A 13,376-nucleotide genomic window follows, 5' to 3' on the forward strand; every position below is an offset into this window, starting at 1 on the left:
TGCAGAGCACTTACTCCGGTCCCATGCACCGCGCATTGCACGGCAAATTCGGTTATGTGGATCGGAAGCGCGGCGACGCAAGCGGCGTGAACCGCATCGGACACTTCGGATACGGCGTGGCTCTACGTCTGCGATGCAACTGCGTAGCCGCAGTGCGATGCAATGGTCCAATGCATCCCGTTTCTCTTCAGACGAATAAGATGCACTTTGTCGGATGGTTTACCCGGCAGTTTACCCATCAGCTACCACTTAATCCATATAGGCGAAGCCGCCGTTGGAAACCATACTGGCTTCACATTCCAGCGCGGCCTCACCGCTTCAACATCCACATCCCGCCTGCAGTTCAGGCTCACCGCGCTCCCTGGCCTTTCCCCTTATGGAGGTTTTCATGGGCGCAGTTCCGAGCCACGAGTTCGTCCGCAATCTCGACGATGCGATCCTGCCGGATTTGTGGCGCCGGCGTACCCGGTTGTCCGGCGACGAAATGGTGTCGATGGTCGAACTGGTCAAGCGGGCCTTGCGGACCTATCACCCGCTCGAGCTGCAGGCGCTCGGCGAGGACAAGGAAGAACTGGTCGCCCAGTTCATCTACGCGAAAGTGCTGCGCCTCGCGCCCGGCCATACGGAAACCCATGCCTGCGCCGACAGCGCGCCGTCCAACGGCTACGCATTGTGCGCGTATTTCCGCCGCTACCTGATCGACTGCCTGCGCAGCGCCGGCCATCAGCGCAACGTATCCATGGAAAACGACGGCATGGCGCAGGAAATCGATCTGCACGCGCAAGCGCTGGAAGATCCGGTGGAAAGCGTGCTGCTGCAATACGGCCTCGACGAACACCGCGTACGGTGCTCGGCGCGCGCCTTTATCGAAAGCCTCGACGAACCGGAGCGGATCGTGCTGGCCGGCAGCCTCGGCTGGTGCTCGGAAGGTAAAGGCGGTCTGTCGGCAGTCGCAGCGCAGCATCGTGTGCCCTCGTATCACTATCGCGCCGTCAAGCTCGGCGTCACCATGAAGAAGACGGCCGGCGCCGAAGATTTTTCCAATACCAAGATCGGCCGCTGGCTCACGGACGTGCTCGGCATCGAGATCGACGTCGACAATCGCCCGGCGATTCTGCTCGCGCTGAACCTGCTCGCCGCCGAATCGAGCGACAGCGAAATGAATGAAGCGGCCGCGTAATAGCACGTGGCTGGGCCAGCGCCGGCCGCTCGCGCCGCCTCACGACGCCGCGCACGCGGCACAGCAGGCCCGCGCGCCACATACGATGCGCCTTTTTTTGTGCGCGCGCACCGCCTAGGATAAAAAAGCCGTCGCCGCACGCCGTCTTGCTTCCGAAGTCCCGGTTGTCTCTCCCCGCATTCCATTCCAGACGAGGTGGTCGTGATGAACCGCTTATCGAGCGTCGTAACTGCAATCCAATCGCACTACGACGTGGTTGTGGTGGGTTCCGGCTACGGCGGCGCGATTGCCGCGTCCCGCATGGCGCGCGCCGGGCGCCGGGTGTGCGTGCTCGAACGCGGGCGCGAATTCATGGCCGGGGAATTTCCCCGCACGCCGTTTCAGGGCACCGAGGAGGTGCAATACAACACGGCGCTGGCACATATCGGCTCACCGCTGGCATTGCTCGAAGTGCATGTGAACGACGATGTGAACGCGGTAGTCGGCTGCGGTCTCGGCGGCACCTCGCTGATCAACGCAAACGTCGCGCTCGAAGCCGACCCGCGCCTGTGGGATGACCCACGCTGGCCGGCCGCGTTGCGCGCCGACAAGGCGGGCCGCGACAAAGGCTATGCGCTCGCCCGTGAGATGCTGCAACCGTCGCCGGTGCCCGACAGCTATCCGACACTGCCGAAACTGCAGGCGCTCGAACTGTCGGCGCAGGCGCTCGGTATGAAAGCCGAGTTCTCGCGCCCGGACATCACCGTCACCTTCCAGGACCGCACGAATGCCGCGGGCGTCGAGCAGAAGGCTTGCGTCGGCTGCGGCGACTGCAATTCCGGCTGCAATTACGACGCGAAGAATTCGACACACATGAACTATCTGCCCGACGCCGTCGCCCACGGCGCGCAGATTTTCACCGGTACCGCCGTCCATTCGGTGCTGCGCGACGCGGCCACCGGGAAATGGATCGTGGGATACCAGCTGGTGAGCCTCGGGCGCGAAAGCTTCGGCGCGCCCGATCTGTTCGTGAGCGCCGATATCGTCATCGTGTCGGCCGGCACGATCGGCTCGACCGCGTTGCTGTTACGCTCGCGCAAGCAGGGGCTGAGCGTCTCCGGCATGCTCGGCAAGCACTTCACCGGCAATGGCGACGTGCTCGCCTTCGCCTACAACACCGAGCCGGTGATCAACGGCGTCGGCTGGGGCGCGCACGAAAAGGGCGAGATTCCTCCGGTCGGGCCGACCATTACCGGCCTCATCGACCATCGCGGCACCCCCAACGTCAGAGACGGCTATGTGATCGAAGAAGGCTCGCTCGCCGGCCCGGTGGGCGCGGCGCTGGTCGGCCTGCTCGGCGCCGCCGCGCCGCTCGAAGGCGTGGATGTCGCGCCGCGCTCCGTCGCCGAACAGCTCGCTTACGACGCCCGCGTGGCCACCAGCTTTCTGCGCGGCCCGTATCACGGCGCGCTCCATCACACGCAAAGCTACCTCGTCATGGCGCATGACGACGAAAACGGCGAGATCGACGTGGACGACAAAGGCCAGCCGCGCATTGTGTGGGAGAACGCCGGCAAGCAGCCGATCTTCCTGGCGGTCGAAGAAGTGCTCAAGCAGGCGACCGTGCCGCTCGGCGGCAAATACATGCGCAATCCCATTTCCACCGATATTCTCGGCAACCGCACCGTCACCGTGCATCCGCTCGGCGGCTGCGGCATGGGCGAGGACGCCGGGCACGGCGTGGTCGACCACATGGGCCGCGTGTTCAGCGGCGCCACGGGCAACGCGGTGCACGACGGCCTGTACGTGATGGACGGCGCCGTCATGCCGATGTCGCTCGGCGTCAATCCGCTCCTGACGATTTCCGCGCTGGCCGAACGTAATTGCGAACTGCTGCTGGCCACGCATCCGCTGAACGCCGCGCCGGCCGAGGGCGCGCCCGCCACGCCGAGCTTGCCGCCCGCGCCGACGCCGCAGGCCGCGTCCTCATCCCTGACGCCGTCCTCGCCGCAGAAGATCGGCCTGCACTTCACCGAAACGATGGTCGGCACCTACACGCCGATCGTGGCGGGCGAAGCAGCCACGAGCCCGATGAAGTTCACGCTGACCGTCGAATCGGAAGATCTCGCCGACATGATCAGCAATCCGCAGCATCTGGCGCAAACGGCCGGCACGCTGACCTGCCCCGCGCTCTCCGCGCAGCCCATGACGATCTCCGACGGCACCTTCAATCTGTTCGTGGTCAACGAGTCGGACGTCGACGAGCGCAACATGAATTACCGCATGACGCTCAACACCACTGAAGGCAAGACGTACTTCCTGAACGGCAAGAAGATCATCACGCGCACTTCGCCGATCAATCTGTGGGAGCAGACCAACACGCTCTACGCGGAGGTTCGCGAGTCGGCGCAAGCGGATGCGCCGCTGCTCGGCAAGGCGACGCTGATCATCACGCCCGAGAATTTCCTCAAGCAGCAACGCACGCTCGAAGTGACCCACGCGCCCGATCTCAAGACCCGTCTCGAATGGACCCTGAAGTTCGGCAAGTTTTTCGCGGGCGTGCTGTTCACCGAATACGGCGGCGTGGCCGCACCCTTGCAGTATTTCGACCCGAAAGCGGAGCCGCGTCTAAAGCGCGCGTTGCGTGCGCCGGCGCCGCAAATCGTTTTCTTCGACACGCCCGATGGCACGAAGCTCAGGCTCACGCGCTATCACGACCCCGCGCGCAAAGCGGCGCGCCCGGTGCTGCTGATTCACGGTTCAGGCGTATCGAGCCGCATCTACTCCACCGACCTGATCGCGACCAACATGGTCGAGTATCTTTTCGCCGCCGGCTACGACGTGTGGCTCGTGGATCTGCGCGTCAGCATCGAAATGCCGAGCGTGTTCGTGCCGACCAACGTCGACAAGGTGGCGCGCGAGGACATTCCGTCGGCGGTCGCCAAGATCCGCGAATTGACCGGCGTGCCGGAGATTCAGGTGCTCGGGCACTGCATGGGTGGCGTGGCGCTGAGCATGTCGCTGCTGTATGGACTCGAAGGCGTGCGCTCGGTGTTTATTTCACAGGTGTCGGCGCATCCGGTGCCCGGCACGCTGGAGAAGATCAAGGCCGGCCTGCATATTCCCGACATCATGCAACATCTCGGCGTACTCGACGTGACCGCCTATACGGAACACAAGTCATGGCCGCAGAACCTGCTCGATGAAGCGCTCAAGTTCTACCCGCTCAATCACAAAGAGGGTTGCGGCAATCCGATCTGCCACCGAGCGACCTTCCTGTACGGCCTGCTCTACGAACACGAGCAGTTGAACCAGACGCTGCATGCGAATCTGCAGGAAATACTCGGCGTGCACGACGTCGGCGTATTCAAGCATCTGGCCGCGATGGTGAGAGCACACAAGTTGGTCGATGCCGAAGGCAAGGATGTCTATCTCACCGGCACCGATGGTATGAAAGGACTGGAAGGCATGCGCCTGCCGATCGGGTTCATCCACGGCGATAAAAACGAAACCTATCTGCCGGTCAGCACGCAGCTCACGTATGAGATGCTGGTCAAGCATTTCCCCGAGCAGCCTTACGAGCGGACCATTATTCCCGGCTATGGACACATCGACTGCATCTTCGGGAAGAATGCCGCGGTGGATGTCTATCCGGTGATCGTGAAGTATCTGGACGCGCATTGAGGTAGCGCTAGGCGGTATCTGAAAGGCGCGCGCGAGCCACGCGCGCCTTCCTTACGTCTCGCTCACACGCCGGGTTTCAACAGCATTCGGCGGGTTCTCGTTTGGCTGCCGTTCATGTATGGTCAATACCCTGCAACGCTATCGTGCACGTTAGACCTTCATGCTTACGCCAATGAAAACATTCCTTCTGTCCGTATTGACTGCCGGCTTGCTGGGCAACGCGGTTGCCGCCTCGCAGGTGCAGGCGGCGGAGCTTCATGTCATGAGTTCGGGTGGCTTCACCGCCGCCTATAAACTGCTCGGTCCCAAGTTCTCGGCGTCGACGGGCAATACGCTCGACACGATACTCGGGCCGTCGATGGGCCAATCGCCGGAAGCCATTCCGAACCGCCTCGAACACGGCGAACACGCGGACGTGGTCATCATGGTCGGCTACGCGCTCGACGATCTCATCAAGCAAGGCAAAGTGATGCCCGGCTCGCGCGTCGAGCTGGCGGACTCGCGCATCGGCATGGCCGTGCGCGACGGTGCGCCGAAGCCGGCCATCGGTTCGGTCGATGCGCTGAAAGAGACCTTGCTGCATGCGAGATCCATCGCTTACTCGGACAGCGCCAGCGGCGTCTATATCGAGCGCGAGCTTTTCAAGCGGCTCGGCATCGAAGATCAGGTGAACGCCAAGGCGAAGATGGTGCCGAAGATTCCGGTTGCGTCGGTCGTTGCCAACGGTGATTACGAAGTGGGATTCCAGCAGGTCAGCGAATTGCTGCCGGTCGCGGGCGCCAGCTTCGTCGGGAAGATTCCGGAGTCGGTGCAATCGGTCACGCGCTACGCCGCGGGGATTCCGGTCGGTGCACAGCATTCGAAAGAAGCGAAAGCGCTGCTCGACTACCTCGCCTCTCCCGACGCTCAAGCTGCTGTCAGATCGACCGGGCTGGATTCCGTCGCCACGCATTGAAGCTGGTGGCGGCGTAGCGCGGTCAAAACAGCTTGCCTGGATTCAGAATGCCGTGCGGGTCGAGCGCATGTTTGATCGCCGCCATTGCCGCCAGCTCCGCCGGCGAGCGCGAGATCGGCAAGAACTCGCGCTTGAGCAAACCAATGCCGTGTTCCGCGGACACCGAACCATGTAACGGCCCGAGCATGTCGTAGACGAACGCGTACACCGCGTGATGATCGACGCCGGGGATCGAATGGCCGTCCACCGTGACATGCAGATTCGAGTCGCCGATATGCCCGAAGAAGTACGACGCGTTGCCCGGCCAGCGCTGGTCGAGTGCCGCACGGCAGCGGTCCACGAAGACGCCGATCTCGCCGATCGGCAGGCTCACGTCGAAGTTGATCGCGTCGAGCCGCACCGGAAACTCCGCGGTGCATTCGCGAATCGCCCATAGCGCGCGCACGTCGGCCACCGACTGCGCGATCACCGCGTCGCGGATCGCGCCCGCGTCGAGCGCTTCGGTCAGCGCGGCGGAGAAACGCTCGCCGTCGTCGGCCGAATCGAAGCTGGCGTGTTCGATCAGCGCATAGAGCGGATGCGCGTCATCGAATGGCGAGCGCGTGCCGGTCAGCTTCACGCCGAAGTCGTAAAAGTCTGGCCACATGATTTCGAACGCGCCGATATCGTTGCCAAAGCGCGTCGACAAACGGCGCAGCAGATTCACGGCGGCGTCGTAGCCGTCGAGCGCGACCAGCGCCGTATGGCGCGCGGCACGCTGCGGATGCAGTCGCAATACCGCGCGCGTGATCACGCCGAGCGTGCCCTCTGAGCCGATGAACCAGTGCTTCAGGTCATAGCCGGTATTGTTCTTCACCATCTTGCCGAGCGACGTGAGCACGTCGCCATTGGCCAGCACGACCTCGAGACCGAGCACCTGGTCGCGCGCGGTGCCCGACTGAATCACCCGGTTGCCGCCCGCGTTGGTCGCGAGATTGCCGCCGATCTGGCAGGAACCGCGCGCGCCGAGATCGAGCGCGAGTTCGAAGCCGGCTTCAGCCGCGGCTTCCTGCGCGGCTTGCAACGTGGTGCCGGCGCGCACGGTCAGCGTGGCCGACGCGGCATCCACTTCTTCGACACCGTCCAGCCGTTCGAGTGACAACGCAATATCCGTGGCGCGCGCGATCGCGCCGCCCGCGAGGCCGGTCATGCCGCCCTGCGGCACCACCGGCTGATGAGCCGCGTGGCAAATAGCGAGCGCCCGCGACACCTGCTCCGTGGTGCGCGGCAGCAGCAAGGCGGCGGGTCGCGTCGGTTCGTGACGCGTCCAGTCGGTCATGGCGCGTTCGCCGATCTGCTCGCCCACGCGTACGCTGTCTTCACCGAGCGCGGCGCGCAGCGCGTCGAGTGTCGCGGAAAGCGGCGCTGCGTGATTCGCCGTTCTGTTGTCTGTCATGCAGTGGTTCCTTGCGCGCCTTCAACGGCGTGTTTCTTCCGATAGCCCATCGAGTCGTTGATACGCCCGAGAATATAGTCGCCTGCGGCGACCGGCTGATACTTGAGATCGGCGTTACTCGTGCCGAGATCGCGCGGATCGACCAGCGCGCCGTACGTCGGATCATAAAACGTCGCGATCGAATAACGCTCGCGTCCCGATGTGTTGATCACACGGTGCAAGGTGGAGCGGAAGCGGTCATTGGTCCAGCGCGCCAGCAGATCGCCGACATTGACCACGAAGCTGCCGTCGACCGGCGGTGCATCCACCCACGTATCGTTGGCGATTTCGCGCACCTGCAGGCCGCCCACCTGATCCTGCCACAGCAGGGTGATGCAGCCGTAGTCGGTATGCGGCGCGACGCCGAACTGATCTTCGTCCGATCGGGGCGGCTGCGGCGGATAGTAGACCATCTGCGTGCGCTGCATCCGTTTCGTATAACGCGGCGCGAAGAATTGCTCATCGACGCCGAGGCTCACCGCCACCGCGCGCAGCAGATCGGCGCCGCATGCGGCGACCGCCTCGTAGTAGCCATACAGCGCAGGACGCAACTCCGGCATGAAGTCCGGCCAATTGTTCGGTCCGCGCAACGCCTGGCCGGCCAGCACGTCGGCGTCGTCCTCCGGCAGCTCGAGGCCGATGCTGAAAAACTCCTTGTAGTCGGGACGCTTGGCCTGGTACATGGTCGCGTCGCCGAGCGCGTTGAAGCCGCGGTGCCGCTGATTGACCGCCGCGCGCCGCTTGGTCTCCACCGGAAACGCGAAGAAGTTGCGCGCGGCCTGCGCGGCGGCATCGATCGAGCCCTGCGGCACGCCGTGATTGATGATGTAGAAGAAGCCGATCGTCGTGCACGCTTCACGGATTTCCCGCGCCACGCGCTGCAAAGCCTGCGGATCGCCCGCGCGCACGCCGGCGAGATCGATGATCGGAATGCGGGTCACGGGCATCGTGCTGCTCCTGAAGGTCCGAATGAATCGGCTGATGAAAGTGGCGCTCGAATCGTCTGCGGGAAGACGCGTTCCCGCCTCATGCATTGCAGTTGTATATACCGCCAAAAGCGTACCCGCAAGTTGCTTTGCAGCGCTTCGTATAAGGGCTTTTCTCTACTCGCGCGTTTATTTATTTCGCGCGAAAACTGCGGTATATACTGCCTCGCATGACTCGCGCCGAATCCGAAAGGACTCGTTTCGTGCACCATTTTCGCGCGACACCGCTTTGCCAACCGGAGAATCCCATGAGCATCCTTGCAGGCTGGAAGTGTCGTTTGGTCATGCTGGCGTTGTGCGCGGCAAGCGTCACCGCCCACGCGGAAGACCAGCTCGCCAAAGTGAAGAAAGCCGGCGAACTGGTGGTCGGCACCGAGATGCAGTTCGCGCCCTTCGACTTCCTCGAAAACGGTCAGCAAGCGGGTTTCAACAAGGATCTGTTCGCCGAGGTCGGCAAGGAAATGGGCGTGAAGGTGCGCTTTATCGACTTGCCGTGGCCAAGCGTGCTGCCGGGTCTGGAAGCCGGCAAGTTCGACATGGTCGGCGGCCCGCTCACCGTCACCAAGGCGCGCATGGAGCGCTACACGTACACGCTGCCGATCGCGGACGCCACCGACGCGCTGCTCAAACGCGCGAACGATACGTCAGTCAAGCAATCGTCGGATATCGCGGGCAAAACGGTCGGCGCGGGCAAGGGCTCGGCGCAGCTCGACCAGTTGAAGGCCTATGTCGCCACGTTGCCGAAGCCGCCTGAAATCCGCGAATACGTCGACAACAATCAGGCTTACGCCGATCTCGCCGCCGGTCGCATCGCGGCGGTCGCGAACTCCATGACCAACATCGCGTACGTGGCCAAGCAGCGCCCGGAGACGTTCGCCGTAGTGCAGCCGCCGTTCGGCGCAAAGGTGTACTTCGCTTACTGCCTGCGTAAAGACGCGGACAGCAAGCCGCTCGCCGATGCCTTCAACGCCGCGCTCGTGAAAATGCATAGCGACGGACGCCTCGCCGCGTTGCAGAAGAAATGGTTCGGTGTCGCAATGGACGCGCCGACGACCATGCCCGCGCCGAACTATTGATCGACTGATGTTGCACGTGTCTTGATGCACGCGATGCGGCCTTTGCCACGAGCCGCATCGCCCTCCCCGTTCCAGCGAGTGCGACGCTTATGTTCAGCACGACCGTCTTCCTCCAGGGCTTGCCGCTGCTGCTGCACGCGGCGCTCGCCACCATCGGCATTTCGCTGACTGGTCTCCTGATCGGGTTCTTCGTCGCGATCGGCGTGTGCGCGGCGCGGCTCTCGCCGAACCGCGCGGCGCGCATGTTCGGCGGCGCTTATGTGTTCTTCTTTCGCGGCGTGCCGATGCTGGTGCAGTTGCTGCTCGTGTATTACCTGTTGCCGTTCGCGGGCATCAACGTGTCGCCGATCGTGGCGGCGCTCAGCGCGGTGTCGTTGTGCTCCGCGTCGTATATCGCCGAAATATTGCGCGGCGGCTTTCTCAGCGTTCCGCCGGGCCATCTCGAAGCCGCGCGCATGCTCGGGCTGTCGCCGTTCGACATGCTGCGCCGCATTCTCGTGCCGCAAGCGTTCCGTTTGACGCTGCCCTCGCTCGTCAATGAAATGGTGCTTCTGATCAAGGCTTCGTCGCTGATCTCGGTGGTGGGCGTGGCCGAGTTGACACGCACTGCGCAGAACATTGCGGCCAGCACCTATCGGCCGCTCGAAGCCTACGTCGCGGCCGGGCTGATCTACTTCGTGATCTGCGGTGCGCTCGCGCTCGTCGCGCACGCCGCCGAATACCGCTTGCAGCACGCCTGAGTTCGACATCGACACCACGCCATGCAAAAGCTCGATCCCACCGTCATCACGCACAACCTGCAGCCGATCGCCGCGGGCCTCGCCACGACGCTCGGCACCTGGGCCGCGGGCGTCGCGATCGGCATCCTGATCGGCTTTCTGATTGCCGTGCTGCAACTCTTTTGCGGACGCTGGGTGCGCGGCATATTGCGCTTCTATATCGAACTGTTTCGCGGCACGCCGTTTCTCGTGCAACTCTTTTTGCTGTATTACGGCGGCCCGTCCTTCGGGCTCACGCTCGAACCGATGACCGCCGGCGTGCTCGGTCTGGGCCTTTACGGCAGCGCGTATTTCGCCGAAGCCTTTCGCTCCGGCTTTCAATCCGTGCCGCCGGGTCATCTGGAAGCAGCGTCGTGTCTTGGCCTCACGCGCTGGCAGGCGGTCGTGCGGATTCAGGTGCCGCAAATGCTCGTGCTGATCGTGCCCGCGCTGACCAATCTGATTATCGTGCTGAGCAAGGAGACGGCCGTGCTGTCCATCGTCACCGTGCCCGAACTCACGTTCGTGCTGACCGGCATCGGCTCGGCCACCTTTGCTTTCGTCGAAACGCTGCTGGTGCTGTGTGTGTGCTATCTCGCGCTGGTCGAACTGACTTCGCGCGCGGGCATGTGGGCCGAGGCCCGCATCGCGCGCTTCATGGCATGAACGGAAACGGGAGCCTCTTATGAACGCCATCGCCGACATGCCCTCTTCCGCATCCACTGCTACCGTCGGACCATCGTCCGGCGAGCCGCTGATCGAAGTGCGCGATTTGCGCAAACGCTTCGGTGAAGTCGAAGTGCTGCGCGGTGTCGATCTCGAGATCGCGCGCTCGGAAGTGGTGTGCATCATCGGGCCGTCGGGCTCGGGCAAAAGCACGCTGCTGCGCTGCCTCGCCGCGCTCGAAACCTACGATCAGGGCGACGTGCGCATCGAAGGCGAACTGCTCGGCTATAGCGAGCGCAACGGCAAACGCGTGCGCGCGTCGCAAAGCGAAATCAACCGCGTGCGACGCAACGTCGGCATGGTGTTTCAGCAGTTCAATCTGTGGCCGCATATGACGGCGCTCGGCAACGTAATGGAATCGTTGCTGCGTGTACGGCATCTATCACGCGATGAAGCGCGCCGCCGCGCCAACGCGATGCTCGAAACGGTCGGCCTCGCACACAAGGGCGACGCGTATCCGGCCAAGCTTTCGGGCGGCCAGCAACAACGTGTGGCGATTGCGCGCGCGCTCGCCATGGAGCCGCACATCATGCTGTTCGACGAGCCGACCTCGGCGCTCGATCCGGAACTGGTCGGCGAAGTGCTGCAAGTGATGAAGCAGCTCGCGCGCGACGGCATGACGATGGCAGTGGTCACACACGAAATGGGCTTTGCCGCGCAGGTCGCGGACAAGGTCATGTTCATCGATCAAGGCCGGATCGCCGTGCAAGGCAAACCGCGCGATGTCTTTCACGATGCAGGGCAGCCGCGCTTGCGGCAGTTCCTGCAAAACTACTTCGACCGCAACGCGTTCTGGACGCGCGGCCCCGACGAAGCGCAACCGCTATGAACACGCGCCGGTTTCTGCCTGCTTCACGCGGACGCTGACGCAAGGGCCGCCGATGTCCTCCACCGTTCGCAGCCGCACCCACGACAAGCCGCTTCCCGCGTCGGCCATGAAAGCCGCACACGCCGCGGCCGACGCGCCGGCCGCGCGCTACGAACAGGTCAAGAGCCATATCCGTCACATCATCGAATCGGGCGAGCGTCGCGCGGGCGACCGTCTGCCGTCCGAACTCGATCTGGTGGCGACGCTCGGCGTGTCGCGCATGACCGTCAACCGCGCGCTGCGTGAACTCGCCGAAGAAGGACTGGTAACGCGAGTCTCAGGTGTCGGCACCTTCGTCGCGCAAAGCAAGCCGCAATCGACGCTGCTGATGATCGCCCATATCGGCGACGAGATCCGCTCGCGGGGCCATGAATACCGCTGCGACACGGTCCTGTCGCAACGCGAAACGGCGTCCGTGATGGTATCGAACGCGTTAGGGCTCGCGCCGGGTGCTTCGGTATTTCATGTGATCTGCGTGCATCGCGAGAACGGCTTGCCGGTGCAACTCGAGGATAGGTTTGTGAATCCGGCCGTCGCGCCGGATTTTCTGCTGCAGGATTTTTCGGCGGTGAGACCGTCGGAATATCTGTTCGACATCGTGCCGGCGCACGACGTCGAGCACGTGGTCGACGCCGGCCTGCCCACGCGCGCCGAAGCCGAACTGCTCGAAATCCGTGCGGAGGAACCGTGCCTCACGCTGATGCGCCGCACATGGACGAGCGGCGTGGCGGTCACGTTCGCGCGTTTCGTGCACCCTGGGTCGCGTTATCGGCTAGGCTGCCGCTTCTCGCCGGATCTGTCGCAACGCCAGGGTTGAAAACGCGGCACGCGTCGTACTACGTTAGACGTTGCCCGCAAGATGAAAACGCGACGCCGGGTGCCACAGCTGCACCGACGTCGCCACGTCGTCGCCCACCCACGTGCGGCGCCATAGTTGCAGGCACGGCTCGCCGATATCCATCAACAGATGCCGGCGCACATACGCGTCGGGCTTCTGCGCATAGATGCGAAACTCGGCGCGCTGAATCGGCGCGAGCCGCACCATGTAGTGATTCGGCGTCTCGATCGTGAAGTCCTGCTCCAGATAATCGGGGAACACCTTCGGATTGACGTAGCGGTCCTCGTACTGGATCGGCTCGCCCTCCTCGCTGTGCACGATGCACGAATGAAACGCCGGCCCGCTGGCGAGACCGAGCGCTTCGAGCGCCTGCGGGTCGTCGCTCGGTTCGAGCGTCAGCACACGCGCCGAATGGCGGTGACCACGCGCGGCGATTTCGTCGGCAATGTTGCGGATTTCCAGCACCGTCGATTCGTAGCGCTGTGGCGCGACGAATGTGCCGGAGCCTTGCACGCGCGTGAGCACGCGTTCGGTGGTCAATTCGCGCAGCGCGCGCGACACCGTCATGCGCGCGACGCCGAATTCCTTGACCAGTTCCGTTTCGGACGGGATCAACCCGCCGGGCTTCCAGTCCCCTTCGCTGATGCGCCTGATCACGTAGCGTTTGATCTGCTCATAGGCAGGCAGGGCTTTCGCGGGTGTCTCCTGGCCGCGATCAGGGCGGTCCTGCGTCTCCGTGATTCGCGCGTTTGTAGTTGTGTTCACTCCGACCTCGTGGGTGGTACGCGGGTTGTACTTGGTGGGTACACCTTGGCCGGCTCGCCGGCGGGTAAGCCCGCTCACCGGCATCGT

11 protein-coding genes are annotated in these 13,376 nt (G+C 63.6%); 8 read left to right on the forward strand and 3 right to left on the reverse strand.

Annotation, left to right across the window (positions count from 1 at the left end; genetic code table 11):
- Nucleotides 1-388: 388 nt before the first annotated feature.
- From P0D80_RS19375 to P0D80_RS19385, 3 genes are all read left to right on the forward strand, one after another.
- The gene (locus P0D80_RS19375; RefSeq protein ID WP_408178439.1) at nt 389-1,180 is read left to right on the forward strand and encodes a hypothetical protein; all 792 of its coding nucleotides are present in this window, start codon (nt 389-391) and stop codon (nt 1,178-1,180) included.
- Nucleotides 1,181-1,384: 204 nt separating this feature from the next.
- Nucleotides 1,385-4,843, forward strand: coding sequence for an alpha/beta fold hydrolase (locus P0D80_RS19380; protein WP_408286067.1), 3,459 nt, complete (start codon nt 1,385-1,387; stop codon nt 4,841-4,843).
- 172 nt (nt 4,844-5,015) lie between these two features.
- Nucleotides 5,016-5,798 carry a substrate-binding domain-containing protein gene (locus P0D80_RS19385; RefSeq protein WP_408286068.1) on the forward strand — a complete coding sequence of 261 codons (783 nt, stop codon included), beginning with the start codon at nt 5,016-5,018 and terminating at the stop codon, nt 5,796-5,798.
- A 22-nt stretch (nt 5,799-5,820) separates the two neighbouring features.
- Here the strand turns inward: P0D80_RS19385 and P0D80_RS19390 are convergent, their stop codons facing one another.
- Together P0D80_RS19390 and P0D80_RS19395 are read right to left on the reverse strand one after the other, a co-directional pair.
- Nucleotides 5,821-7,233, reverse strand: a complete 1,413-nt coding sequence (locus P0D80_RS19390) for an FAD-binding oxidoreductase (RefSeq protein WP_408286070.1) — start codon at nt 7,231-7,233, stop codon at nt 5,821-5,823.
- A complete protein-coding gene (locus P0D80_RS19395; RefSeq protein WP_408286071.1) occupies nt 7,230-8,219 on the reverse strand; it encodes an isopenicillin N synthase family dioxygenase in 990 nt (329 codons plus the stop codon). Before P0D80_RS19395 ends, P0D80_RS19390 begins: the two co-directional genes overlap by 4 nt.
- Before the next feature lie 287 nt (nt 8,220-8,506).
- Here P0D80_RS19395 and P0D80_RS19400 point away from each other — a divergent pair, with 287 nt between their 5' ends.
- From P0D80_RS19400 to hutC (P0D80_RS19420), 5 genes are all read left to right on the forward strand, one after another.
- Nucleotides 8,507-9,334 (forward strand): transporter substrate-binding domain-containing protein, encoded by an 828-nt coding sequence (locus P0D80_RS19400; protein WP_132382805.1) that lies wholly within the window; start codon nt 8,507-8,509, stop codon nt 9,332-9,334.
- A gap of 89 nt (nt 9,335-9,423) precedes the next feature.
- Nucleotides 9,424-10,074: an amino acid ABC transporter permease gene (locus tag P0D80_RS19405; protein ID WP_106280544.1), complete on the forward strand. Its 651-nt coding sequence runs from the start codon at nt 9,424-9,426 to the stop codon at nt 10,072-10,074.
- Between the two features lie 21 nt (nt 10,075-10,095).
- Nucleotides 10,096-10,758 (forward strand): amino acid ABC transporter permease, encoded by a 663-nt coding sequence (locus P0D80_RS19410; RefSeq protein WP_132382801.1) that lies wholly within the window; start codon nt 10,096-10,098, stop codon nt 10,756-10,758.
- Nucleotides 10,759-10,777: 19 nt separating this feature from the next.
- Nucleotides 10,778-11,647 (forward strand): amino acid ABC transporter ATP-binding protein, encoded by an 870-nt coding sequence (locus P0D80_RS19415; protein ID WP_408178444.1) that lies wholly within the window; start codon nt 10,778-10,780, stop codon nt 11,645-11,647.
- Between the two features lie 52 nt (nt 11,648-11,699).
- A complete protein-coding gene (gene hutC, locus P0D80_RS19420; protein ID WP_408286074.1) occupies nt 11,700-12,503 on the forward strand; it encodes a histidine utilization transcriptional repressor HutC in 804 nt (267 codons plus the stop codon).
- A gap of 24 nt (nt 12,504-12,527) precedes the next feature.
- Here hutC (P0D80_RS19420) and hutC (P0D80_RS19425) read toward each other — a convergent pair whose 3' ends face one another.
- Nucleotides 12,528-13,289, reverse strand: a complete 762-nt coding sequence (hutC, locus tag P0D80_RS19425) for a histidine utilization transcriptional repressor HutC (protein WP_408178446.1) — start codon at nt 13,287-13,289, stop codon at nt 12,528-12,530.
- Between the last annotated feature and the right edge of the window lie 87 nt (nt 13,290-13,376).

Origin of the sequence: Paraburkholderia sp. RL17-373-BIF-A (assembly GCF_046030175.1) — a bacterium.
In the GTDB taxonomy this organism is placed as follows: Bacteria; Pseudomonadota; Gammaproteobacteria; order Burkholderiales; family Burkholderiaceae; genus Paraburkholderia.